The sequence below is a fragment of the Micromonospora sp. RTGN7 genome, from assembly GCF_033804645.1.
Taxonomy (GTDB): Bacteria; Actinomycetota; Actinomycetes; order Mycobacteriales; family Micromonosporaceae; genus Micromonospora.
This window is the reverse complement of the sequence record NZ_JAPZLF010000013.1, coordinates 59,292-82,549: the sequence shown is the minus strand read 5'-3', so window position 1 is coordinate 82,549 and position 23,258 is coordinate 59,292. Positions and strand designations below refer to the sequence as shown.

Sequence of the window (23,258 nt, the reverse complement as noted above, 5' to 3'; positions counted from 1 at the left end):
GTACGCCCATCCGTCAGCAGGTGGGGGACGCGACACCCGCATGTTCCAGGTGGGGCTGCGCTAATGATCACGATGGGTGGCCGTCGGCGCTCCGGCGACCACCCACCGTGATGGTGACTAGAGCCGCTCGACGATGTAGTCGATCGAGGCGGTCAGCGCCTCCACGTCGGCCGGCTCGACCGCCGGGTAGAGCGCGACCCGCAACTGGTTGCGACCCAGCTTCCGGTACGGCTCGGTGTCGACGATCCCGTTGGCCCGCAGCGCCTTGGCGATCGCCGCCGCGTCCACCCCGTCGACGAAGTCGATGGTGGCGACCACGTTGGAGCGCAGCGCCGGGTCGGTGACGAACGGGGTGGCCACGGCGGAGCGCTCGGCCCAGCCGTACACGATGCCGGCGCTCTCGGCCGTGCGCTTGGCCGCCCAGGTCAGCCCGCCCTGGGAGTTCATCCAGTCGGTCTGCTCGGCGGCCAGGAAGATGGTGGCCAGCGCGGGGGTGTTGTACGTCTGCTCGAGCCGCGAGTTGTCGATCGCGGTGACCAGGTCGAGGAACGCCGGGATGTACCGGCCGGACGCCTTGATCTCGGTGGCCCGCTCCAGGGCGGCCGGCGACATCAGGGCCAGCCAGAGCCCGCCGTCGGAGGCGAAGCACTTCTGCGGGGCGAAGTAGTAGACGTCGGTCTCGGTCACGTCGACGGCCAGGCCGCCGGCCGCCGAGGTGGCGTCGACCAGCAGCAGCGAGCCCTCGTCGGCGCCGGCCACCCGGCTGATCGGCACGGCGACACCGGTCGAGGTCTCGTTCTGCGGGAGCCCGTACGCGTCGACCCCGGCCTCGGCGACCAGCGTCGGGGCGCTGCCCGGCGCAGACTTGCGCACGGTCGGCTCGCCGAGGAACGGCGCCTGGCTGACCGACTTGGCGAACTTCGCACCGAACTCGCCGAAGCTGGCGAACTGGGCCCGGTCCCGGATCAGGCCGAACGTCGCGACCTCCCAGAACGCGGTGGTGCCGCCGTTGCCGAGGACGACCTCGTACCCCTCGGGGAGGGAGTAGAACTCGGCGATGCCGCGCCGCAGCCGGGCGACCTGGTCGCGGACGGTCTTCTGCCGGTGCGAGGTGCCCAGGAAGCCGGTCGCCGCGTCGGCGAGGGCGGAGACGGCCGCCGGACGGACCTTGGACGGCCCGCAGCCGAACCGCCCGTCTTCGGGCTTGATGTCGTCGGGAATCCGGATGGTCGGTTCGTCAGCCACGGTTGTCGAGATCCTTCCGCGTGGGCTTGGCCCGGGGTGAGGTGGGCGGGGCGCGGACGGCGGGCGCGTGCGCGGGCGCACGGGCGGCCCGAATCCGATCCCGGTCCGGCGGCACTGCCGAGCCCTCATCCTCGCACCCTGGCCGCCCCGGGCACCCAGGCGTCCCGCCGCCGGGGCTGAGGCGTGTGCCACAAACCGCTCGCGCCATCACCCGTCCGGGTGCCACGAAGGGGCCCCGCCGAACCGGCGGGACCCCTTTCGTCGTGGCGTCGACGGGCCTGGGCAGGCGTCGCGCACCCGGATGGTGCCCTTCCTTACACGCCGTGCGGGATGGCGTTCCAGCCCTCGACCTCCTGCGGCTTGCGGGAGCCGGGGCCGATGTAGTCGGCCGACGGGCGGACCAGCCGCTGGAGCTTCTTCTGCTCCAGGATGTGCGCGCTCCAGCCGCCCATCCGGGCGCAGGTGAACATCGAGGTGAACATGTGCGCCGGCACCTCGGCGAAGTCCAGCACCACGGCCGACCAGAACTCGACGTTGGTGGCGAGCACCCGGTCCGGGCGGCGGGCCTGGAGCTCGGCTAGGGCGGCCTTCTCCAGCGCCTCGGCGATCTCGAAGCGCGGTGCGCCCAGCTCCTTGGCGGTGCGGCGCAGCACGCGGGCACGCGGGTCCTCGGCCCGGTAGACCCGGTGGCCGAAGCCCATCAGCCGCTCGCCCCGGTCGAGGACGCCCTTGACGTAGCCCTCGGCGTCGCCGCTGCGCTCGACGGCCTCCAGCATGGTGAGCACCCGGGAGGGGGCGCCGCCGTGTAGCGGGCCGGAGAGGGCGCCGATGCCGGAGGAGATGCAGGCCGCCGCGTCCGCGCCCGTGGAGGCGACGATCCGGGTGGTGAAGGTGGAGGCGTTCAGGCCGTGCTCGGCGGCCGAGATGAAGTACGCGTCCACGGCCTTGACGTGCCGCGGGTCGGGCTCGCCGCGCCAGCGCTTCATGAAGCGCTCGACGATCGTCTCAGCCTTGTCGATCTCCTTCTGCGGCACGGCCGGCAGGCCCAGGCCGCGGGCGGACTGGGCGACGAAGGAGAGCGCGGTGACGGAGACCCGGGCGAGGTCCTCGCGGGCCTGCTCGTCGGAGATGTCCAGCAACTGGCTGAGACCCCAGTACGGGGCGAGCATGGCGACCGCGGACTGCACGTCGACCCGGATGTCGCCGGAGTGCACCGGCACCGGGAACGGCTCGGCCGGCGGCAGCCCCGGCCCGAAGCGCCCGTCGACGAGCAGCGCCCAGACGTTGCCGAAGGAGACCTGGCCGATCAGATCCTCGATGTTCACGCCGCGGTAGCGCAGTGCACCCCCCGCCCTGTCCGGTTCGGCGATCTGGGTCTCGAAGGCAACGACGCCCTCCAGCCCGGGTTTGAAGTCGGCCATGTCGATCTCTCCTGGATCTGCTCGATGCGCCAGTCCGGGCTCATCCGGCCCGGCCGGTCGAGCGCCTTAGGCGACCCTCAGGGACGTGTTCGTGACATCTTGCCTGGTGAGTAACCGACTGCGCGACCCGCTGCGACTGTGCTGCACGCGACATACCCGCCGGTGGACATCCGGTCCGGGTCGGTGAGACTGGCGGTGCGGTGGTGGCCAGGCGTGCGGAGGCGGGCGGCCCGGCGAGGGGGAGACTGACTGTGACGGGTGACACAGCGCGGCTGGCGGGGATGCGTAACGAGTACGCCGCCGACCTGGGCCTTTCCGAGGCGAATCTGGCCGCCGACTGGCACACCCAGTTCGCGCGCTGGTTCGCCGAGGCGGTGGGCGCCAGGCTGACGGAGCCGAACGCGATGGTGGTCGGCACCGCCGACACCGCGGGGCGGCCCAGCGGCCGGACGGTCCTGCTCAAGGAGTACGACCCGGAGGGCTTCGTCTTCTTCACCAACCACGGCTCCCGCAAGGGCGTCGAGACGCTGGCCAACCCGTACGCCAGCCTGGTCTTCCCCTGGTTTGCCATGCAGCGGCAGGTGGTGGTCGCAGGAAGGGTCGAGCCGGTGGACCGGGCCGAGACCGAGGCGTACTTCGCCAGCCGGCCGCGCGGCTCGCAGTTGGGCGCCTGGGCCAGCACCCAGTCCCGGGTCATCGACGACCGGGCCGTGCTGGACGCCGGTTACCGGGCGGCGGCCGAGCGGTTCGCCGGCGTGGAGTCGATCCCCGCCCCGCCGCACTGGGGCGGGCTGCGGGTACGCCCCGAGACGGTGGAGTTCTGGCAGGGCCGGGCCAGCCGGCTGCACGACCGGCTGCGGTTCCGCCGCACCGCGACCTCCCCGGGATCGGCCGGCGACGGTGGGTGGGTCGTGGAGCGACTTGCCCCGTGACCGACGTCAAGGAGACCCGGCAGCGCGGGCCGCGCCGCTGGGCGATCGACCTGCGCCCGCTCGGCGTGCCCGCGTACCGGCGGGTGTGGTTCGGCAACGGCGTGGCCATGTTCGGCTTCCAGTTCACGGCGGTCGCCGTGCCGGTGGAGATCTACGCGCTGACCGGCGCCTCGCTCTGGGTCGGGCTGCTCGGCATCGCCGGGTTCCTGCCGCTGCTGGTGTTCGGGCTCTGGGGTGGGGCGGTCGCCGACGCCCTGGACCGCCGCCGGGTGCTGCTCGCCGGCGGGGCGCTGCTCTGGGCGTCGACGCTCGCCCTGTTGCTCCAGGCCCTGCTGCGGGTGGGTAGCCCGACGTTGCTGCTGACCCTGGTGGCGGTGCAGTCCACCGCGTTCGCGATCACGTCGCCGACCCGCAGCGCGATCCTGCCCCGGCTGGTGCCGACGGGGTTGGTGTCGGCGGCGAGCACGCTCAACTTCACCACCCACACCGCCGCCTCGGTCTTCGGGCCGCTGGCCGCCGGGCTGATCTTCGCCGGGTGGGGCACCGACCTCGGCCTGCCGGTGGCGTACGCCGTGGACGCCCTGCTCTTCACCGTCTCGCTCTGGGCCGCCTTCCGGCTGCCCGCGCTGCCCCCGGAGCCCGACCCGGACGGCACCGCCGCCCCTCGCCGGGCGGGGCTGGGCAGCATCATGGACGGCTTCCGCTACCTCGCCGCGACCCCAGTGCTGCTGCTCTCCTTCGTCATCGACCTGATCGCCATGGTGCTGGCCATGCCCCGGGCGCTCTTCCCCGAGGTGGCCCAGGAACGGTTCGGCGGTGGCGCGGCGGTCGGCTGGCTCTACAGCGCGATCGCCGTTGGGTCGATGCTCGGCGGGCTCACCTCCGGCTGGATCGGCCGGCTCCGCCGGCAGGGACTGACGCTGGTCCTGGCCGTGGTCGGCTGGGGGGTGGCCATCGCCGCCGCCGGCCTGGCCCGCCAACTCTGGCTGGTGGTCGTGCTGCTCGCCGTGGCCGGCGCGGCCGACCTGGTCAGCGCCGTGCTGCGCCAGACGATGCTGCTGGTGTACGCGCCGGACCGGATGCGCGGCCGGCTCCAGGGCGTCAACACGGTGGTCGTCGCGGGCGGGCCCCGCCTGGGTGACCTGCGGGCGGGCGCGACGGCCGCCGGGTTCGGCACCGGCGTCGCCTGGGTCGGCGGCGGCCTGGCCGCGGCGGTGCTGGCGGTGCTGCTGGTGGCGGTCTTCCCGGCCCTGGCCCGCTACCGGGCGACCACACCCCGCCCGCAGGAGTGAACGGCTAGGGTCACCGGCATGTCGAACGCCGCAGCCCGCCCGCCATCGGGCGCACAGTGGACCATTTCCGCAGCCGGCCACGAGGCCGTCGTCGTGGAGGTGGGTGGTGGTCTGCGGACATACCGGCACGACGGGGTCGACTACCTCGACGGGTACCGGCCGGACGAGATCTGCCCCGGCGGGGCCGGGCAGGTGCTGGCCCCCTGGCCGAACCGGATCAGGGACGGTCAGTACGCCTTCGGAGAGCGGTCGTTCCAGCTCACGTTGACGGAGCCGACCCGGGGCAACGCCATCCACGGCCTGGTCAACTGGGTGCGGTGGCACCTGGTCGAGCAGGACGACGACGCGGTGACGGTCGGGTGCGACCTGCCGCCGCACCCCGGCTACCCCTGGGGGCTGCGGCTGCGCACCCGGTACTCGGTCGGGCCGGACGGGCTGCGCGTCGAGCACGAGGCGACCAACGTCGGCGAGGAGCCCTGCCCGTTCGGCTACTCGATGCACCCGTACCTGCGGCTGCACGGGGTGGCGGTCGACGACCTCTCGCTGCGGGTGCCGGGGCGGACCCGGGTGCTGGTGGACGGGCGGATGCTGCCGGTCGGGGCGACCCCGGTCGCCGGCACCGAGTACGACTACACCAGCTCGCGCCGGATCGGCGAGGCGGTGCTCGACATGGCGTTCGGCGAGGTGATCCGGGACGCCGACGGCGGTTCCTCGGTGACCCTGGCCGCCCCGGGCGATGCCGCCTCCGTGCACGTCTGGGCGGACCGGGAGTTCGGCTGGTGGCAGGTCTTCACCGGTGACGCCCTCAGCGGTGAGCGGCATCGCCGCTCGGTGGCCGTGGAGCCGATGACCTGCCCGCCGGACGCGTTCCGTTCGGGCAAGGACGTGATCACGTTGGAGCCGGGGGACACCTGGCGGGGTGCCTGGGGCATCCGGCCCGGGGTCTGACCGGGCGGCACGAGGGAGCAGCATGGAGTTCGCCGAGGTGATCCGGCGGCGCCGGATGGTGCGCAACTACGACCCGGAACGCCCGGTCCCGCCCGACGTGGTCGAGCGGCTGCTCGACCACGCGGTCCGGGCCCCGTCGGCCGGGTTCGCCCAGGGCTGGGGGTTCCTGGTGCTGGACGCGCCACCGGACCGGGAGCGGTTCTGGGCGGCGACCACCCCCGACGGCGGCGGGCGGGAGCGGTGGTTGGCCGGGATGCGGCGGGCCCCGCTGATCGTCGTTCCGCACGCCAACCGATCGGCGTATCTGGAGCGCTACGCCGAGCCGGACAAGGGCTGGGCGGAGCGCTCGGCGGAGCGCTGGCCGGTGCCGTACTGGTACGTCGACACCGGCTTCGCCGCCCTGTTGATGCTGCTCAGCGCGGTGGATGAGGGACTGGGTGCGTGTTTCTTCGGCATCCCGCCGCAGCGCACCGCGGCGTACCGGGAGGCGTTCGGTGTGCCGGAGGAGTACCAGCCGATCGGCGCGGTCACGGTCGGCTACCGGGCGCCGGACCACCGGTCGCCGTCGCTGCGGCGGGGGCGCCGCCCGGTCGACGAGGTGGTCCACCGTGGTCGCTGGGGCTGACCTGCGGCCCGGGGGAGGTGGGGCTGCCCGATCGGGCCGCGGTTGACCGGTTCGGAACGGCCCGGTCCGGGGTACCGACGGTGGAGAGGCCGCCAAGAGGGAGTGGAACGCGCGGTGGTGCGGGCGGCTACGCTGGCACGGTCATCGTGCCGCGTCACGCGGTGCCACGCCACGTTCCGGCCCGGGGCGGTGGGTCGGGGTGGGTCAGGGGAGGGGAGCGTACCGTCGTGATCTTCAGAGCGGTTCGGGACGGGCGTCCCTACCCGGATCACAACCTGACGCTCAAGCAATGGGCGGAGATCCCGCCGCGCCCGCTGCGGCTGGACCAGCTGATCACCACCAAGCGCGAGTTGGCCCTGGACAAGCTCCTCGCCGAGGACTCCACCTTCTACGGTGACCTCTTTCCGCACGTGGTGCAGTGGAACGGTGGGCTCTACCTCGAGGACGGGCTGCATCGCGCACTGCGGGCCGCCCTCCAGCAGCGCAACCAGATCCACGCCCGGGTGCTGGCGTTCTCCGGTCAGGCCGAGTGACGGCTGTCGCTGCCGCTGCCACCAGCACTGCCACCATCGCCTGAATTGTCGTTAAGGTGACAGCATCTACCTGGCTGGGTTGACCCGTCCACCGGCCGGCTTGCCGAGCGGGCGTCGTACGGGGGCCGTACCGTCATCGGAAGACGATGTGTCCGATCGAGGATGGTGAGCGATGTCCCCTGACGGTGAGGTCGACCGGCCGGTTCCGCAGGGCCCCTCCGAGCCGGCCCGGCGGGGCCCCTCAGGGCCGGCCCGAGGGCTGCTCGTGGTGCTCGGCGCCGCGGCGCTGGCCGTGGTGGTGCTGCTCGGGGCGCAGGCCACCGGGTTCTTCCCGGACTTCCGTAACCCGTTCAGCAAGGAGCAGACCGACCGCAGCCAGCCGCCGCTGCTCAAGTCGATCCAGGACCTCAGCCGCTTTGTCGCGGCCGAGGGCAACTTCCAGGTCGTGGTCGACCTGCAGAACGACCGGAACAACGTCCCGGAGTTCCTGCTCAATCAGCGCACCCTCTTCGTCGGCGCGGGCAGCGTCGAGGCATACGTCGACTTCGGCAAGATCGCCGAGGGGGCGTTGGTGGTGTCGCCCGACGGGAAGTCCGTCGAGGTGAAGCTCCCCGCGCCGCAGCTCGCCCAGACCAACCTGGACCTGGAGAAGAGCTACGTCGTCTCGGAGCAGCGTGGCCTGCTCAATCGGATCAACGACCTGGTCAAGGGTGACCCGAACCGCCAGCAGCAGGTCTACAAGCTGGCCGAGGACCGGATCACCGCCGCCGCCCGGGACAGCGGCCTGCAAGCCCGCGCGGAGGAGAACACCCGCAAGATGCTGGAGGGCCTGCTCCGCTCCCTCGGGTACGAGAAGGTAACGGTCACCTACACCGCGCCCTGAGCCGCGCCGGGGGTCTGCCCAGCGAGCAGATACTCCAGATGTTTCGTGTGCAGCACCTGGAACCGGCCGTGCGCGAACCCCTCCCGGGGCTGCTTCGGCCCCGGGAGGGGAGCGGCGCTCACTTCGTCGGCCACGCTCACAGCCGTCGCCCCCGACTCGGAACCGTTTCGCCCGAGCCTGTCGCATGACGTGATTACCTCTTCACTGGAGGTTCAGCTTCCGGCCTGTCGTGTTCGCCAGCAATAGTCGGGTCGGAAGTCGGCGGCATGGGAAAACCTGCGGCGGTGCGCGTGACCGCAGGCGGTGGTGGATCAGTAGCGGGTGGCGACGTGGCGGTCCTCGTTCGGCATCAGCACCCACAGCACCAGGTAGACGACCACCTGGGTGCCGGGCAGCAGCAGCGACAGCAGGAACAACAGCCGGACCATGCCGGCGGAGGTGTTGAACCGGCGGGCCAGGCCCACGCAGACCCCGGCGAACATGCGCCCCTCGCGGGGCCGGACCAGTTTGCGACTCATCGTCGTACTCCCACTCTGCGACGTGACCGCCGCCTCTTCCATCCACGGTAGGGACGCAAGGCCACCCCGCCCTCCATCCCAAGGACGATCCCGCCTCCCCACCCCAGTAGGTACTTACCCGGGAGCCCCGCCCCGACGCCCACCCACCGCCCCTGATGCCACTAATTCCGTGAATTTGCGCGGAGGGGTGGGGGTGGTGGGGGTGGGTAGGCTGGTCGGTTGGGCCGTCCGTATCCGGACCGGTGGTGGGACGGGTGCCCTGACTGCGCGGGCCGCGACCCGGCCGCGTGGCGGGGATGATGGCAGGGAAGTGCACATGATCAGCGTTTTCGACCTCTTCAGCGTGGGCATCGGGCCGTCGAGCTCGCACACCGTGGGCCCGATGCGGGCCGCCAGGACGTTTGTCGCCGGGCTCAAGGGCGACGGGCTGCTCGCCACGACGACCCGGGTGCGGGCCGAGCTGTTCGGCTCGCTCGGCGCCACCGGCCACGGCCACGGCAGCGACCGGGCGGTGCTGCTCGGGCTGGAGGGGGAAGCCCCGGAGGCGGTCGACACCGATACCGTCGGGCCCCGGGTGGCCCGGATCCGCGCCGACCGGCGGCTGCGCCTGCTCGGCGCTCAGGAGATCGACTTCGACCCGGACCGGGACCTGGTGTTGCACCGGCGCCGGTCGCTGCCGTACCACCCGAACGGAATGACCTTCGTCGCGTACGACGCCGCCGGGGCGGAGCTGCGCGCGCGGACGTACTACTCCGTCGGCGGCGGGTTCGTGGTCGACGAGGCGGCGGCCGGGGCGGACCGGATCATCGCCGACACCACCCGGGTCCGGCACCCGTTCGGCACCGGGGCCGAGCTGCTGGCGGTCAGCGCCGCCAACGGGCTGTCGATCAGCGAGGTGATGCTCGCCAACGAGCGGTCCCGGCGCACTGAGGACGAGGTACGGGCCGGGCTGCTGGCGATCTGGCGGGTGATGCGGGAGTGCGTCGAGCAGGGCTGCGAGCGCGACGGCGTACTCCCCGGCGGGCTGAAGGTCCGGCGGCGCGCGGCGGAGCTGCGGCGCAGCCTGGAGGCGGAGAGCGGGAGCACCGACCCGCTACGGGTGATGGACTGGGTGACCCTGTTCGCGCTGGCGGTCAACGAGGAGAACGCGGCCGGGGGGCGGGTGGTCACCGCCCCGACCAACGGCGCGGCCGGGATCATCCCGGCGGTGCTGCACTACTACACCCGGTTCTCACCGGGGGCTTCCGAGGAAGGCGTGGTCCGGTTCCTACTGGCGGCCGGTGCGATCGGCGTGCTGTTCAAGGAGAACGCGTCGATCTCCGGTGCCGAGGTCGGCTGCCAGGGCGAGGTCGGCTCGGCCTGCTCGATGGCCGCCGCCGGGCTGGCCGAGGCCCTCGGCGGCACCCCGGAACAGGTGGAGAACGCGGCCGAGATCGGCATGGAACACAACCTCGGGCTCACCTGCGACCCGGTCGGTGGCCTGGTGCAGATCCCCTGCATCGAGCGGAACGCGGTGGCTAGCATCAAGGCGATCACTGCCGCCCGGCTGGCGCTGCGCGGCGACGGGGTGCACCACGTCTCGCTCGACAAGGTGATCAAGACGATGCGCGAGACCGGCGCCGACATGAAGGTCAAGTACAAGGAGACATCGCGGGGCGGCCTGGCCGTCAACGTGATCGAGTGCTGAGCGCCGAGGAGGCGAGGCGAGGTGACGTCTGCCGTCGGGGCGCTGTGGGCGCACCGGAACGCGCTACGCATCCTCGTCCGCCGCGACCTCGCGGTGAAGTACCAGCAGTCGGTGCTCGGGTACCTCTGGTCGTTGATCGAGCCCCTCGGCATGGGCGCGATCTACTGGTTCGTCTTCGGGGTGCTCTACTCCCGCGACACCAGCCGGCACCTCGGGGAGGCCGCCGGGTCGTACCCGCTGTTCCTGATCACCGGCATCTTCGCCTGGATGTGGGCCAGTTCGGCGCTGAGCGAGGCGACCAACGCGCTCACCGGGCAGGCCCGGCTGATCACCACGATGAACGTCCCACGCCAGGTCTTCCCGATCGGCCGGATCACCGGCCGGTTCGCCGAGTACGCCGCCGGTCTGCCGATCCTGGTCGCCATCGCCGTGGCCTACGCCGTACGCGGGGAGGTGCACCCCGGCTGGTCCGTGCTCGCCCTGCCGCTCGCCGTCGCCGTGCAGGCGGTGCTGCTGGTCGGGCTGGCGCTGCTGCTGTCGGCGCTCAACGTGCTGATGCGCGACATTGAGCGGTTCATGCGGCTGGTCATCCGGCTGCTCTTCTACGCCACCCCGATCATCTACCCGCTCAACCTGGTCCGGGACTCGGCGATGCCGGGCTGGGTGAAGGCCGCGTACGAGCTGAACCCGCTGGTCGGCATCTTCCAACTGCACCACGCGGTCTGGTACCCGGACCAGTTCCCGGACGCCCGGCTGCTGGCCACCACGATCGCGATCAGCCTGTTGGTGCTGGTGGCCGGCTGGTGGGTCTTCCGTCGGCTCGAACCCGCCGTGCTCAAGGAGCTGTGATGACGGCGCTCAAGGAGCTGTGATGGCCGAGCCGATCATCTGCGCCGACGGCCTCGGCATCTGGTTCGTCCGCAACCGGCGGCGGCAGTTGCGGCTGCGGGAGGTCTTCATCCGCCCCGCCGGCCGATCTGCCGACGCCGGCCGGTTCTGGCCGCTGCGGGACGTGTCGTTCCGGATCGCCGCCGGCGAGACCGTCGGGGTGGTCGGCCGCAACGGCACCGGCAAGAGCACCCTGCTGCGGCTGATTGCCGGGGTGCTGATTCCCGACGAGGGGCGGATCCGGGTCTCCGGCGAGGTGGCGCCGCTGCTGGAACTCTCCGCCGGCTTCTCCAACGACCTGACCGGGCGGGAGAACCTGTACCTCGTCGGCGGGCTGCACGGGCTGTCGTCGGGCTACCTGAGACGGCACTTCGACGAGATCGTCTCCTTCGCCGGTGAGCAGGTGGAACAGGCCATCGACACGGCGGTGCGGCACTACTCGTCGGGGATGAAGGTGCGGCTGGGTTTCGCCATCATCTCGCACCTGCCGCACCCCATTTTGCTCATGGACGAGGTGACGGCGGTCGGGGACGCCGAGTTCCGCAAGAAGTGCTATGCGACGATCGACCGATTGCTGGGGGAGGGACGCACACTGGTGCTCGTGTCACACAACGAAAAGGATCTGACCCGGTTCTGCCGTCGAGGGCTCTATCTCGACGCCGGGCGGCTGACCGTCGACGGGACGATCGCCGAGGCGCTGGACGCCTACCACGCCGCGGTTGCGCGGTGACGCTCGCGATTGTGCTCGCCGCCGGTGCGCCGGCCGCGGGCCTGCCGACACGCGCCGGGGCGACACTCGCCGACCGGCTCGCCGAACAGTGGCGTCGGGCCGGGGCGACGCGGGTGCGGCACGTCGCCGATCTGACCGAGCTGGCTGCCCTCGTCGACGAGGCCACCGGCCCGGTGATCGTCAGCGGGGCGGACCTGGTGGCGCACACCGCCGTACTGCGGCACCTGGCCACCAGCCCGGTCGGGCCGACGGTGGCCCTGGTGCTCACCGACCCGCCGGACCCCGGCCGCGCCGTGGTCCGCGAGGAGCGCGGCCAAGTGGTCGCCGCCGGCGTGGCCGGGCAGCAGCTCGACGGCGGGGCGACCGGGGTGTTCGGCGGCGCGCTGCGGGTGGGCCGGGACGACCTGCCGGCCCTGGCCGCCGCAGCCCGGGCCGCCGCCACGAACACGCCGGCCGGGCCCGTGGTGGACCGGCTCTTCGCCGGTCTCACCGCGCTCGGCACGCTGACCTTCGCCCACCGGGTACGCCTGCTCGTCGCCCACCGGGTCGTCGACCCGGCCGGGCTGGCCGCCGCCGAGGCGGCCCTCGGCGCGGTGGACGAGGACCGGGCGGAGCTTCGGCTGTCGGTGAAGGAGAGGGACGACTTCTTCACCACGTACTTCGTCAGCACCTGGTCCCCGTACGTCACGAAGCTGTCGGCGCGGCTGCGCCTGACCCCGACCGGGGTCACCGCCATCTCGGTGCTCTTCGCGGTGGCCGCCGCGGTGCTCTTCGGCGTCGGCGGCCGGCCGGCGCTGGTCACCGGCGCGGTCCTGCTCTACCTGGGCTTCATGCTCGACTGCGTGGACGGGCAGCTCGCCCGCTACACCCGGCACTTCAGTGCCTGGGGCGGCTGGCTGGACACCATGGCCGACCGGGCCAAGGAGTACGTGGTCTACGCCGGCCTCGGCTACGGGGCGACGGCCGCCGGGTTCCGGTACGGCTGGGCGCTGGCCATCGCTGCGATGACGTTGCAGACCGTCCGGCACATGACCGACACCTGGTACGGGGTGCTGCACGACGAGGCGGCCCGCCGGCCGAAGGCGGTCGGGACCGGTGGCGGGGGGATCGGCGACAAGCTCAACGCCGCCTCGACCCGTGTGCAGGCCGACACGGGGTCGCTGTCGTACTGGTTGAAGCGGACGGTGGTGTTCCCGATCGGGGAGCGGTGGGCGCTGATCGCGTTGACCGTGGCGCTGTTCAACCCGCTGGTCAGCCTGGTCGCGGTGCTGACCTGGGGGGTACTGGCGTTCGCGTACACCGGGGCGCTGCGCACCCTGCGGGCCCGCTGGATGCGGGTGCCGGTGCTGGACACGGTCGATGCCACCCTGCACCGCGACGACGGTCCGCTCGCGGCCCGGCTGCCGGCGCTGCGGCCGGTGGGCCCGCTGACCTGCGCGGTGATCGGTGCGGTCGGCCCGGCCGTGCTGCTGGTCGCGGCCGTGCTGCGGGTGCGCTCCGACGGTGACCCCGGCGGGCTCCGCTGGGCAGTGCCGGGGGCGCTGCTGGTGCTGCTGGTCGCCGGCCTCGGGGCCGGGGCGGCGCACGACGGGCCGTTGGACTGGCTGGTGCCGGCGGCACTGCGGGCCGGCGAGTACCTCTTCGCCGTCGCGGTCGGCGTGGTCGGCGGCGTCCCGGCGTGGATCGTCTTCTGGTACGTCTTCGTGCTCACCCTGCACCACTACGACCTCACGGCCCGGCTGGAGAAGCGGCAGGCTGCTCCGCCGCTGCACCCGTGGACGCTGGGCTGGGAGGGCCGCTCGGTACTGCTGACCGTGGCGGCAATTGCCGGATTCGCGGCTGTGCTGATGGCTACACTCGGTGCGTACCTGCTCGTGGCTTTTGTCGGAAGTGTGGTCCTGGCCTGGGTCGTTCTGCCAGCCCGCGCCCGGCGGGCCGTGGGGGTCCCGGCGGGCGGAGGTCTCCGCCAGCCGAGCTGACGTGGGGGGCCGGGCGATGACGCTGATCAGCTTCGTCGTGCCGGCCTACCAGGTGCAGGCGTACCTGAGCGAGTGCCTCGACTCGATCCTCGGCCAGCCGTTCGACGACGTCGAGGTGATCGGCGTCGACGACCACTCGCCCGACGGCAGCGGGGACATCCTGGCCGACTACGCGGCCCGGGACCACCGGGTTCGCGTGGTTCGGCTGGCCGAGAACGTCGGTCTCGGTTCGGCCCGCAATGTCGGGCTGGACCTGGCCAGCGGCGAGTACGTCTGGTTCGTCGACGGTGACGACTGGCTGGCCCCGGACTGCCTGATCGAGGTGGCCGCCCGGCTCCGGGCCACCCGCCCGGACGTGCTGGTCGTCGACCACGTCCGGGTGCGCTGGAACGACCGGGCCACCCGCAGCGCGATGGCTGACGTCTTTCCCGAGCCGCCGGGGACGGCCACGTTCCGGCTGCGCGAGAGACCGGAGGCGTTGCGACTGCTGCACACCGCGTGGAACAAGCTGGTCCGTCGGGAGTTCCTGGTCGACCTCGGGCTGCGCTTCGAGCCCGGCTGGTACGAGGACGTCCCGTTCAGCTACCCGGTGCTGATGGCGGCCGAGCAGATCGGCGTGTTGGACCGGGTCTGCCTGAACTACCGGCAGCGCCGGGCCGGGGCGATCACCCGGACCCGGGGGGACCGGCACTTCGAGGTCTTCGTCCAGTGGCATCGGGTGTTCCGCTGGATGGACGAGCGCGCGCCGGCCGTCGACGACCTGCGACCGGCGGTCTTCGAGCGGATGATCTGGCACTACCTGACCGTCCTCGGCAACGGTGAGCGGATCGCCCCCGAGCTGCGGCCTGCCTTCTTCGCCCAGATCACCGCGGATCACGCCCGCTGGCTGCCGCCCGGCGGCTACCCGGCCCCGGAGGGGGTGGAGGGGCTCAAGCACCGGCTGGTCGCCGCCGGCCGGTGGCGGACGTTCAGTGCGCTGCGGGCCGCCAACCAGCTCCGGGAGGCCGCCCGACGGCGGATCCACCGGGCGAGGCCGGTGGCCCGCCGGACCGCCCGCCGGGGCCGCGACGCGCTGCTGCACGAGTACTACCGGGCCGAGTTGCGCCGGCCCCTCGACCCGACCCTGGCCGTCTACGCCGCCTACTGGTACCGCGGGTACGGCTGCAACCCGGCCGCGATCTACGAGACGGCCCGCCGGCTCGCGCCGCAGGTACGTGGGGTGTGGATCGTCCGGCGGGATCGGGTCGGCACCCTCCCGCCGGGCGTGGAGTACGTGGTGGCCGGCACCCGGGAGTACCACCGGGTGCTGGCCCGGGCGACCTGGCTGGTCAACAACGTGAACTTCCCCGACTTCGTGCGCAAGCGGCCCGGCTCGGTGCACGTGCAGACCCACCACGGCACCCCGGTGAAGGTGATGGGGCTGGACCAGCAGCGGTACCCGGTCGGCGCGGGCGGGATGGACTTCACGAAGCTGCTGCGCCGGGTGGACCGCTGGGACTACAGCATCTCGGCGAACAGCTTCTCCACCCAGATGTGGGAGCGGGCGTACCCGGCCGCGTACACCACCCTGGAGGTGGGCTATCCGCGTAACGACCGGTTGGCCACCGCGACCGCGACCGAGGTGCGCGAGGTACGCGCCCGGCTCGGCATCGCCCCCGGTGACCGGGTGGTGCTCTACGCCCCCACCCACCGGGAGCACCTGCCCGGGTACCGGCCGCCGTTCGACCCGGGGTTGCTGCTGGACATGCTCGGCCCGGCCGGCCGGCTGCTGATGCGCAGCCACTACTTCCACGACCGGGGCCGCCGGCCGGGGGCGGGCGGCCCGGTCCACGCCCACGGCGGGCCCCGGCTGCTCGACGTCAGCGGCCACGGCCGGGTCGAGGATCTCTACCTGGCCGCCGACGTGCTGGTCACGGACTACTCCTCGGCGATGTTCGACTACGCGGTGCTGGACCGGCCGATCGTCGTCTACGCCCCGGACTGGGAGGCCTATCGGCTGGCCCGGGGCGTCTATCTGGACCTGCTCGCCGAGCCGCCCGGCGCGGTGACGACCAGCTTCCCCGGACTGCTCGACCTGTTCCGCTCCGGCGCGGTCGACGCCCCCGCCGCGACGGAGGCCCGGCAGCGGTTCCGGGCCCGTTTCTGCGCCCTGGACGACGGTCACGCTGCCGAGCGGGTGGTCCGCCGGGTGTTCCTCGACCGGCCCGGGTCGGACCGGCCGGCGGCGTAATCGGTCTGTAATGGGCCCAACATCACACGTTCACCCGATGCGCAGACTCCATGATCCTGGTCACAGTCATTCGGGATTCCGCCGAGGAGCTGGGGAGGTGACGGTGACTACCGTCGCGCTCAAGGACGTGACCAAGGTATTCCAGGACGGAACGGTCGCCGTCGACCGGATCAACCTGGACGTGAACGACGGCGAGTTCATGGTCCTGCTCGGCCCGTCCGGCTGCGGGAAGTCCACGGTCCTGCGGATGATCGCGGGCCTGGAAAATCCGACTTCCGGTGCGGTGCTGATCGGCGGCGAACTGGCCAACGACCTGCCACCCCGGGACCGGAAGATCGCCATGGTCTTCCAGGACTTCGCCCTCTACCCGCACATGACCGTGGGGGAGAACATCGCCTTCCCGCTGCGGCTGGCCGGGGTCGAGCCGTTGCCGCGCGGCGAACGGGTCGCCGACGTGGCCAGCGCGCTGGGCATCGGCGACGTGCTGGGCCGCAAGCCCAGCCAGCTCTCGGGCGGGCAGCGTCAGCGGGTCGCCATGGGTCGGGCGATCGTCCGCAGGCCGAGCTTGTTCCTGATGGACGAGCCGCTGTCCAACCTGGACAGTGGGCTCCGCGCGGAGCTGCGGGCGGAGATCTCCGGCCTGACCCGTGAGCTGGGCGTGACCACGATCTACGTCACCCACGACCAGGCCGAGGCGCTGACCATGGCCGACCGGGTCGCCATCATGCGCAAGGGCGTGCTCCAGGACGTGGGCACCCCCACGCAGGTGTACGGGCGACCGGCCACCCTCTACGTCGCCGCGTTCCTCGGCAGCCCCCGGATGAACCTGCTGGAGGTGTCGGTCTACGTCCACCTCGACCGGTACGTCGCGCTGAACTTCGGCAACCAGTCGCTCTACCTGCCGTGGGAGGACATTCGCAGCCGGGCGGTGGCGCACTATCACGGCGAGCGGATCGTGGTCGGGATGCGGGCCGAGGCGCTCACGCCGGTCGCCCCGGACACCCCGGGTCACGTGCTCCAGGGCCGGATCCGCTACCTGGAGCACCACGGTCACGAGTCGTTGGCCTACCTCGACATCGGCGCCACCGCGATCGTGGTCGACGAGATGGGCACCCCGGTCGAGAGCACCGGCGGCGGCCAGCGCGGCCGGCGCAGGTTCGGGCAGGTCATGCAGCGGTTCGCCGGCCGGGGTGCGGAGGCCGCCGAGCAGGCCGCCGAGGCCGCCCCGATCGGCAACCGGGGGAGCGTGCTGAACGACCCCGGCCGGCACCACCGCCGGCCTGCGGAGCTGGCGGTCCGGCTCGCGCCGTACCCGGCGGTCAGCGCCGGTCACCCGCTGGCCATTTCGGTACGCATGGACGCCCTGCACTTCTTCGACGAGCGCGGCGACCGAATCGACGTGGGTTGGCGCTGATCCCCGTAGCGGGGTGGCGGGCTGGTGCCCTACGGTCAGCGGGCTTGTCCACTGTGTACGGCATGAGAAAGGGGTCCATCCGTGTCGACTGACCGAACCGGCCCGCTCGTCATCGAGCGCATCCTGCGCGACCGGCAGGGCATCTGGCAGCAGATCGTGGCCGATCAGGACCTCAACGCCCTGACCGTGCGGATGCTCGCCAGCTCCGGCATCGCCCTGGCCTGCTACGGCGCGGTGCTGGGCGCGTTCCACAGCGTGCTGATGGCGCTGACCTCGGCGGTCAAGCTGCCCCTGCTGTTCCTGGTCACGCTCGCGATCTGCCTGCCCACGCTCTACCTGTTCAACCTGGTCTTCGGGGCCCGGCTCTCGGTGCGGCAGTCGCTGGCGCTGGTGATGGTGGCGATCACCGTCACCTCGATGCTGGCCGTGGCGTTCGCGCCGATCAGCCTCTTCTTCCTGATCACCGCGCCCGACTACGGCTTCTTCAAGCTGCTCAACGTCGCCATCCTGACGCTGAGCGCGGTGGTCGGGCTGCGCTTCCTGACCGGCGGCATGCAGGTGCTCAACGCCCACGGCCTGCTCGCCCCGGCAGTGACCCCTGCCGCCCCCGCTTCCGGGTCGGCCCCGACGGTCGTCGCGCCCGTGCCGATGGCGGCCGGCGCGAACGGCGCTGCCACCGCAGGCCAGCCCGCGCCGGCCGGCGACGGCGCTCTCGCCGTGCCCGCCCAGGCCGTGCCGGTCCAGGCCCTGCCGGCTCCCGGCGCTCCAGCGGAGGTCGCGCCGGTCCAGGTGCTGCCGGTCCAGGTTCCGCCCCTCCATGTCGCGTCCGGTGCGCCGGGACCGCATCCCGCCGGGTACCCGCCGGCGCAGTACCGGCACTGGCCCCAGCCAGCACCCCAGCGGCCGGCGGCCGAGCGCCCGGCCAGCATGAGCCTGCTGTACGTGTGGATCCTGCTGTTCGGCTTCGTCGGCACCCAGCTCGCCTGGACGCTGCGCCCGTTCTTCGGCAGCCCCGGGGAGGGCTTCGCCCTGTTCCGCAGTATCGAGGGCAACTTCTACGCCGAGATCATCCGCACCATCGGCAACCTCTTCTAGCGGGCCTTCCCACCCCTCGTTGATCAACTGCCGTTGCGGCCAGGGCCTGTGTCGAAGTCGGCTTCCCTCGGCTCGGCGCGGGCGGGCGGCCGCGCTTGAAGCAGAAGTTACCGAGGGGTAACGTTCGGGTATGAGTATCGACTCTCGCCAGGTGGCCGCCGGCATGCTGGAGGCCGTGCCCTTCGCCCGTACGCTCGGCATCGAATTCGTCGAGGTGGCCCCCGAGGCGGAGGGCGGCGTGCGCGCCGTGGTCCGGTTGCCCGACTCGCCGGCCACCCACAACCACGTCGGCGGTCCGCATGCCGGGGCGATGTTCACTCTCGGCGAGACCGCCTCCGGCGCGGTGGTGCTGGCCGCGTTCGGCCAATTCCTCGACCGCGCGGTGCCGTTGGCCGTGCGAGCGGAAATCGCGTACCGGAAGCTGGCGATGGGGCCGGTACGGGCCACCGCGCGGCTCGGCCGGGCGGCGGCCGAGGTGATCGCCGAGCTGGACGCCGGCCGGCGGCCCGAGTTCCCGGTCGAGGTCGAGATCGCCACCGAGGACGGCACGCCGACCTCGGCGATGACCGTGGTCTGGACGCTGCGCCCGAACCGCTGAGCGTGTCGCTACCCCGGCTCCCCGCGCGTCGTGAGGTGAATCCGGTTTGTCGGGTCCGGCCGGTGGATAGATTCGTACCGTGCTGGGCCTACCTGCTCATGTGACCGCCTGTCTCTTCGACCTGGACGGTGTGCTGACGCAGACCGCCCGGGTGCACAACGCCGCATGGACGCAGACCTTCGATGCCTTCCTGGAATCGCGCGCGGCGGCCGCCGGGGAGCCGTTCCGGCCCTTCGACCCGGGGCCGGACTACAACCGGTACGTCGACGGGAAGCCCCGGGCCGACGGGGTGCGCTCTTTCCTCGCCTCCCGGGGGATCACCCTGATCGAGGGCTCGCCCGACGACCCGCCGGAGGTGGACACGGTCAACGGGGTGGGCAACCGGAAGAACGTCGTCCTGCTCGAACGCCTCCGCACGTACGGGGTCGAGGTCTATCCCGGCTCGGTGACGTACCTGAAGGCGGCGACCGACGCCGGCCTGCGCCGCGCGGTGGTCTCCGCGAGCGCCAACTGCCGGGAGGTCGTCGCGTCGGCCGGGCTGGAGCCGCTGCTGGAGGCCCGGGTGGACGGGCTGGTCGCCCGCGAGCAGGGGCTGCGCGGCAAGCCGTACCCGGACACGTTCCTGGCGGGGGCGAAGCTGCTCGGGGCGGACCCGACGCGGGCGGTCGTCTTCGAGGACGCGCTCGCCGGGGTTGCCGCCGGCCGGGCCGGCGGCTTCGGGTACGTCGTCGGCGTGGACCGGGTGGGTCAGGCCGACGAACTGCTCGCGCACGGGGCGGACGTCGTGGTGACCGACCTCGCCGATCTCATCGACAGGGAGACACCCGCATGATCCGCGAACGCGCCTACCCGGTCGAGCCCTGGCACATCCGGGAGACCCGCCTCGATCTGGACGTGCTGGCCCAGGCCGAGTCGGTCTTCGCGCTCTCCAACGGGCACATCGGCCTGCGCGGCAACCTCGACGAGGGCGAGCCGCACGGCCTGCCCGGCACCTACCTGAACTCCTTCTACGAGCTGCGTCCGCTGCCGTACGCGGAGGCCGGGTTCGGCTTCCCCGAGTCCGGCCAGACCATCGTCAACGTCACCAACGGCAAACTGATCCGGCTGCTGGTCGACGACGAGCCGCTCGACGTCCGGTACGGCGAGTTGCTCGCCCACGAGCGGATTCTCGACCTGCGCGCCGGCACCCTGCACCGGGAACTGCACTGGCGATCCCCGGCGGGCCGGGAGGTCAAGGTCCGCAGCACCCGGCTGGTGTCGTTCACCCAGCGGGCGGTCGCCGCCATCAACTACGAGGTGGAGGCGGTCGACGGGCCCATCCGGCTGATCCTTCAGTCCGAGCTGGTGGCCAACGAGACCCTCCCGGCGCAGAGCCGCGACCCCCGGGTGGCGGCGGTGCTGGAGTCGCCGTTGGTGGCCGAGGAGGAGCTGACCACGGACAACGGCGGGCTGCTCATCCACCGGACCAAGGTCAGCGGCCTGCGGGTCGCCGCCGCCATCGACCACGACGTGCACGGCCCGGAGCGCACCACCGTCCAGTCGGAGGGGTACGAGGACTGGGTCCGTACCACCGTCGGGTGCGTGCTCAAGCCCGGCGAGACGCTGCGGGTGGTCAAGTACCTGACGTACGGCTGGTCGAGCAAGCGGTCGCTGCCGGCGATGCGCGACCAGGTCGGCGGGGCCCTCGCCGCGGCCCGACTCGACGGCTGGGACGGGCTTCGCCGCGAGCAGCGGGAGTACCTCGACGAGTTCTGGGACGCCGCCGACGTGCGGCTCGACGGCGACCCGGAGGTGCAGCAGGCGGTGCGCTTCGGCCTGTTCCACGTGCTCCAGGCCGGTGCCCGGGCCGAGCGTCGGCCGATTTCCGCGAAGGGCCTGACCGGCCCCGGATACGACGGGCACGCGTTCTGGGACACCGAGATGTTCGTGCTGCCCGTGCTCACCTACACCCAGCCTGGCGCGGTGCGCGACGCCCTGTACTGGCGGCACTCCACCCTGGAACAGGCGCAGGACCGGGCACGGACGCTCAACCTCTCCGGCGCGGCCTTCCCGTGGCGCACCATCGAGGGGCCGGAGTCGTCGGCGTACTGGCCCGCCGGGACGGCGGCGTTCCACATCGCCGCCGGCGTCGCCGACGCGCTGCGCCGGTACGTGCTGGTCACCGGCGACGAACAACTGGAGCAGGAGATCGGCCTGGAGTTGCTGGTCGAGACGGCCCGGCTATGGCGCTCGCTGGGGCACCACGACCGGAGCGGCGACTTCCACATCGACGGGGTGACCGGCCCGGACGAGTACACGGCGGTGAAGAACGACAACATCTACACCAATCTGATGGCGCAGCGGAACCTGCTCGCCGCCGCCGATGCGACGATGCGCCTTCGGGACCGGGCCACCGAGCTGGGGGTGACCGACGAGGAGACGGCGGCCTGGCGGGACGCGGCGCACGCGATAAACGTCCCGTACGACGACGAGGTCGACGTGCACGAGCAAGTGGAGGGGTTCACCCGGCTCCAGGAGTGGGACTTCGAGCACACCCCGGCCGAGAAGTACCCGCTGCTGCTGCACTACCCGTACTTCGACCTGTACCGCAAACAGGTGATCAAGCAGGCCGATCTGGTGCTCGCCATGCACTGGCGCGGGGACGCGTTCAGCGACGAGGAGAAGCTGCGCAACTTCCTCTACTGCGAGCGGCGTACGGTGCGCGACTCGTCCCTGTCGGCGTGCACCCAGGCGGTGATGGCGGCCGAGGTCGGCTACCTGGAGTTGGCGCACCGGTACCTGCGCGAGGCCGCGCTGATGGACCTGCACGACCTCAACGAGAACACCCGCGACGGCGTGCACATGGCGTCGCTGGCGGGGGCGTGGATCGCCCTGGTGGCCGGGTTCGGCGGGCTGCGCGACCACGACGGGATGCTGACGCTCGCACCCCGGCTGTCGAGCCGGCTCAACCGGCTGGAGTTCTCGTTGCAGTGGCGGGGAATGCGGCTGCGCGTCGACGTCCGGCCGCACCAGACGACGTACGCGCTGCGGCACGGCTGCGCCGACGACGTGCTCGAGTTGCGGCACCACGGAGAGAAGGTCCGGGTGACCTGCGCCGAACCGGTCACCGTCCCGGTGCCGCCGTTCATACCGCCCGGTCCCGAGCCGGAGCAGCCGCCCGGCCGGGCGCCCCTGATGCACCTCCCGGAGAACGTCAGCTGAGGCGGGTGGGGCGCGCCGGCAGGCGGACCGGGCAGGGTTAGAACTGCCTCCCGTTGGAGGGGTGGCCGGCCGCGTCGTGCGGGGAGACCGTCCGGGGGTCGTCGGAGGTGCGGGCCTGCGCCGCCTCGTCCGCCCAGTCCCGGCCGCGCTCGCCGTCCTGTTCCCGCTGTTGGTCCCGCTCGGCGGTCTGCTGCCTGGAACTGTCCTGCTTGCGAGCCATGACGATCCTCGCGATCCGTCGGGGCGCGGCTGCGCCGGTGCTGCGGTCGTCCCGAGCCTTCCCGGTCGGCCCGACCGCAAACGACGGCAGCGCGGCGCTCAGTGCTCCAGGTGCCGGGCGAAGCTCTGCCGCAGGTGGTTCTTCGGCCGCGCCCCGACGGTCGAGCCGACCACCTCGCCGTCGCGGAACACCAGCAGGGTCGGCAACGACATCACCCCGTACGCCCTGGTGGACGCCGGGTTCTCGTCCGTGTTGACGGTGACCACGCGCAGTTGGTCCCCGAACTCCCCGGCCAACTCGGCGAGGCTCCGCGAGATCGCCGCGCAGGGCGGGCACCACTGCGCCCAGAAGTCGACGACCACAGGGCGGTCGGCGGCCAGCACCGCCTCGGCGAACGTGGCGTCGGTGACGGCGGTCAGCGGGGAAGTCCCCGTTTCCTGAAGCATGTTTCCTCCCGGTACGCGATGGCCTGGGTGAGCTGGTCGTGCAACTGCCGGCGGACCGATCCCAGCCGGTCGAGGTAGGCGTCCACCTCGGCGAGCTTGCGGCGCAGCACGGCCACGGAGTCCGGGCAGACGTCGCCGGAGGCGTGACCGGCCCGCAGGCAGGCCACGAACGGCCGGATGTCGTCCAGGCCGAACCCCACCGCCAGCAGGGCACGAATCTCGTGCACCACCCGCAGCTCCGCCTCGTCGTAGACGCGGTACCCGTTGGCCGACCGGCGGGGCCGGACCAGCCCCTGTGTCTCGTAGTACCGCAGCGACCGGGTGCTCGTACCGGCGCGTTCCGCCAGCTCGCCGATCCGCATCCGACCTCCTC

The 23,258-nt window shown here is 72.3% G+C and carries 23 protein-coding genes; 16 read left to right on the top strand and 7 right to left on the bottom strand.

Features of this window, described 5'->3' with window-relative positions:
* Nucleotides 1-117 precede the first annotated feature (117 nt).
* On the bottom strand, nt 118-1,245 hold the full coding sequence (serC, locus tag SNR22_RS20040; protein ID WP_320068149.1) for a phosphoserine transaminase: 1,128 nt from the start codon (nt 1,243-1,245) through the stop codon (nt 118-120).
* 314 nt (nt 1,246-1,559) lie between these two features.
* Nucleotides 1,560-2,666: a citrate synthase 2 gene (locus SNR22_RS20035; protein WP_320068148.1), complete on the bottom strand. Its 1,107-nt coding sequence runs from the start codon at nt 2,664-2,666 to the stop codon at nt 1,560-1,562.
* A gap of 245 nt (nt 2,667-2,911) precedes the next feature.
* On the opposite strand from SNR22_RS20035, the gene pdxH reads away from it, so the two are divergent.
* From pdxH to SNR22_RS20005, 6 genes are all read left to right on the top strand, one after another.
* Nucleotides 2,912-3,598, top strand: a complete 687-nt coding sequence (pdxH, locus tag SNR22_RS20030; RefSeq protein WP_320068247.1) for a pyridoxamine 5'-phosphate oxidase — start codon at nt 2,912-2,914, stop codon at nt 3,596-3,598.
* Nucleotides 3,595-4,890 (top strand): MFS transporter, encoded by a 1,296-nt coding sequence (locus tag SNR22_RS20025; RefSeq protein WP_320068147.1) that lies wholly within the window; start codon nt 3,595-3,597, stop codon nt 4,888-4,890. The genes pdxH and SNR22_RS20025 overlap by 4 nt, the downstream gene beginning before the upstream one ends.
* An 18-nt stretch (nt 4,891-4,908) precedes the next feature.
* Complete coding sequence (locus SNR22_RS20020; protein ID WP_320068146.1) at nt 4,909-5,838, top strand: aldose 1-epimerase family protein; 930 nt, start codon at nt 4,909-4,911, stop codon at nt 5,836-5,838.
* A 22-nt stretch (nt 5,839-5,860) separates the two neighbouring features.
* Nucleotides 5,861-6,463, top strand: a complete 603-nt coding sequence (locus SNR22_RS20015) for a nitroreductase family protein (RefSeq protein ID WP_320068145.1) — start codon at nt 5,861-5,863, stop codon at nt 6,461-6,463.
* Between the two features lie 227 nt (nt 6,464-6,690).
* On the top strand, nt 6,691-6,996 hold the full coding sequence (locus tag SNR22_RS20010) for a type II toxin-antitoxin system VapB family antitoxin (RefSeq protein WP_320068144.1): 306 nt from the start codon (nt 6,691-6,693) through the stop codon (nt 6,994-6,996).
* Between the two features lie 172 nt (nt 6,997-7,168).
* A complete protein-coding gene (locus SNR22_RS20005; RefSeq protein WP_320068143.1) occupies nt 7,169-7,879 on the top strand; it encodes a DUF4230 domain-containing protein in 711 nt (236 codons plus the stop codon).
* On the opposite strand, the gene SNR22_RS20000 is transcribed toward SNR22_RS20005, so the two are convergent.
* Together SNR22_RS20000 and SNR22_RS19995 are read right to left on the bottom strand one after the other, a co-directional pair.
* Complete coding sequence (locus SNR22_RS20000) at nt 7,864-8,013, bottom strand: hypothetical protein (RefSeq protein WP_320068142.1); 150 nt, start codon at nt 8,011-8,013, stop codon at nt 7,864-7,866. The two genes, SNR22_RS20005 and SNR22_RS20000, sit on opposite strands and share 16 nt — an antisense overlap.
* Before the next feature lie 177 nt (nt 8,014-8,190).
* Nucleotides 8,191-8,397, bottom strand: a complete 207-nt coding sequence (locus SNR22_RS19995) for a PspC domain-containing protein (protein ID WP_320068141.1) — start codon at nt 8,395-8,397, stop codon at nt 8,191-8,193.
* A gap of 316 nt (nt 8,398-8,713) precedes the next feature.
* On the opposite strand from SNR22_RS19995, the gene SNR22_RS19990 reads away from it, so the two are divergent.
* From SNR22_RS19990 to SNR22_RS19945, 10 genes are all read left to right on the top strand, one after another.
* Nucleotides 8,714-10,084 (top strand): L-serine ammonia-lyase, encoded by a 1,371-nt coding sequence (locus tag SNR22_RS19990; RefSeq protein WP_320068140.1) that lies wholly within the window; start codon nt 8,714-8,716, stop codon nt 10,082-10,084.
* A gap of 21 nt (nt 10,085-10,105) precedes the next feature.
* Nucleotides 10,106-10,933: an ABC transporter permease gene (locus tag SNR22_RS19985; protein WP_320068139.1), complete on the top strand. Its 828-nt coding sequence runs from the start codon at nt 10,106-10,108 to the stop codon at nt 10,931-10,933.
* 22 nt (nt 10,934-10,955) lie between these two features.
* The gene (locus SNR22_RS19980; protein WP_320068138.1) at nt 10,956-11,702 is read left to right on the top strand and encodes an ABC transporter ATP-binding protein; all 747 of its coding nucleotides are present in this window, start codon (nt 10,956-10,958) and stop codon (nt 11,700-11,702) included.
* Nucleotides 11,699-13,681, top strand: coding sequence for a DUF5941 domain-containing protein (locus tag SNR22_RS19975; protein WP_413775662.1), 1,983 nt, complete (start codon nt 11,699-11,701; stop codon nt 13,679-13,681). The genes SNR22_RS19980 and SNR22_RS19975 overlap by 4 nt, the downstream gene beginning before the upstream one ends.
* Nucleotides 13,682-13,697: 16 nt before the next feature.
* Nucleotides 13,698-15,911: a bifunctional glycosyltransferase family 2 protein/CDP-glycerol:glycerophosphate glycerophosphotransferase gene (locus tag SNR22_RS19970; RefSeq protein WP_320068137.1), complete on the top strand. Its 2,214-nt coding sequence runs from the start codon at nt 13,698-13,700 to the stop codon at nt 15,909-15,911.
* Between the two features lie 103 nt (nt 15,912-16,014).
* On the top strand, nt 16,015-17,325 hold the full coding sequence (locus SNR22_RS19965; RefSeq protein WP_320068245.1) for an ABC transporter ATP-binding protein: 1,311 nt from the start codon (nt 16,015-16,017) through the stop codon (nt 17,323-17,325).
* A gap of 81 nt (nt 17,326-17,406) precedes the next feature.
* Nucleotides 17,407-18,420: a hypothetical protein gene (locus tag SNR22_RS19960; protein WP_320068136.1), complete on the top strand. Its 1,014-nt coding sequence runs from the start codon at nt 17,407-17,409 to the stop codon at nt 18,418-18,420.
* A gap of 130 nt (nt 18,421-18,550) precedes the next feature.
* A complete protein-coding gene (locus SNR22_RS19955) occupies nt 18,551-19,018 on the top strand; it encodes a DUF4442 domain-containing protein (RefSeq protein ID WP_320068135.1) in 468 nt (155 codons plus the stop codon).
* 79 nt (nt 19,019-19,097) lie between these two features.
* Entirely contained in the window at nt 19,098-19,850 is a 753-nt protein-coding gene (locus SNR22_RS19950; protein WP_320068134.1) for a beta-phosphoglucomutase family hydrolase, read from the top strand.
* Nucleotides 19,847-22,219: a glycoside hydrolase family 65 protein gene (locus tag SNR22_RS19945; RefSeq protein ID WP_320068133.1), complete on the top strand. Its 2,373-nt coding sequence runs from the start codon at nt 19,847-19,849 to the stop codon at nt 22,217-22,219. The genes SNR22_RS19950 and SNR22_RS19945 overlap by 4 nt, the downstream gene beginning before the upstream one ends.
* Nucleotides 22,220-22,256: 37 nt before the next feature.
* Here SNR22_RS19945 and SNR22_RS19940 read toward each other — a convergent pair whose 3' ends face one another.
* From SNR22_RS19940 to SNR22_RS19930, 3 genes are all read right to left on the bottom strand, one after another.
* Entirely contained in the window at nt 22,257-22,439 is a 183-nt protein-coding gene (locus SNR22_RS19940) for a hypothetical protein (protein WP_320068132.1), read from the bottom strand.
* Nucleotides 22,440-22,537: 98 nt separating this feature from the next.
* Nucleotides 22,538-22,885, bottom strand: coding sequence for a thioredoxin (gene trxA, locus SNR22_RS19935; RefSeq protein ID WP_320068131.1), 348 nt, complete (start codon nt 22,883-22,885; stop codon nt 22,538-22,540).
* Nucleotides 22,855-23,247: a MerR family transcriptional regulator gene (locus tag SNR22_RS19930; RefSeq protein ID WP_320068130.1), complete on the bottom strand. Its 393-nt coding sequence runs from the start codon at nt 23,245-23,247 to the stop codon at nt 22,855-22,857. The genes trxA and SNR22_RS19930 overlap by 31 nt, the downstream gene beginning before the upstream one ends.
* Nucleotides 23,248-23,258: the final 11 nt, after the last annotated feature.

Excerpts from the sequence above, each read along its gene's own strand:
- SNR22_RS20035 (WP_320068148.1), bottom strand. The coding sequence starts at position 2,666 with ATGGCCGACTTCAAACCCGGGCTGGAGGGCGTCGTTGCCTTCGAGACC.
- SNR22_RS20020 (WP_320068146.1), top strand. The coding sequence starts at position 4,909 with ATGTCGAACGCCGCAGCCCGCCCGCCATCGGGCGCACAGTGGACCATT.
- SNR22_RS20015 (WP_320068145.1), top strand. The coding sequence starts at position 5,861 with ATGGAGTTCGCCGAGGTGATCCGGCGGCGCCGGATGGTGCGCAACTAC.
- SNR22_RS20005 (WP_320068143.1), top strand. The coding sequence starts at position 7,169 with ATGTCCCCTGACGGTGAGGTCGACCGGCCGGTTCCGCAGGGCCCCTCC.
- SNR22_RS19995 (WP_320068141.1), bottom strand. The coding sequence starts at position 8,397 with ATGAGTCGCAAACTGGTCCGGCCCCGCGAGGGGCGCATGTTCGCCGGG.
- SNR22_RS19990 (WP_320068140.1), top strand. The coding sequence starts at position 8,714 with ATGATCAGCGTTTTCGACCTCTTCAGCGTGGGCATCGGGCCGTCGAGC.
- SNR22_RS19980 (WP_320068138.1), top strand. The coding sequence starts at position 10,956 with ATGGCCGAGCCGATCATCTGCGCCGACGGCCTCGGCATCTGGTTCGTC.
- SNR22_RS19970 (WP_320068137.1), top strand. The coding sequence starts at position 13,698 with ATGACGCTGATCAGCTTCGTCGTGCCGGCCTACCAGGTGCAGGCGTAC.
- SNR22_RS19955 (WP_320068135.1), top strand. The coding sequence starts at position 18,551 with ATGAGTATCGACTCTCGCCAGGTGGCCGCCGGCATGCTGGAGGCCGTG.
- SNR22_RS19945 (WP_320068133.1), top strand. The coding sequence starts at position 19,847 with ATGATCCGCGAACGCGCCTACCCGGTCGAGCCCTGGCACATCCGGGAG.
- SNR22_RS19940 (WP_320068132.1), bottom strand. The coding sequence starts at position 22,439 with ATGGCTCGCAAGCAGGACAGTTCCAGGCAGCAGACCGCCGAGCGGGAC.
- trxA (WP_320068131.1), bottom strand. The coding sequence starts at position 22,885 with ATGCTTCAGGAAACGGGGACTTCCCCGCTGACCGCCGTCACCGACGCC.
- SNR22_RS19930 (WP_320068130.1), bottom strand. The coding sequence starts at position 23,247 with ATGCGGATCGGCGAGCTGGCGGAACGCGCCGGTACGAGCACCCGGTCG.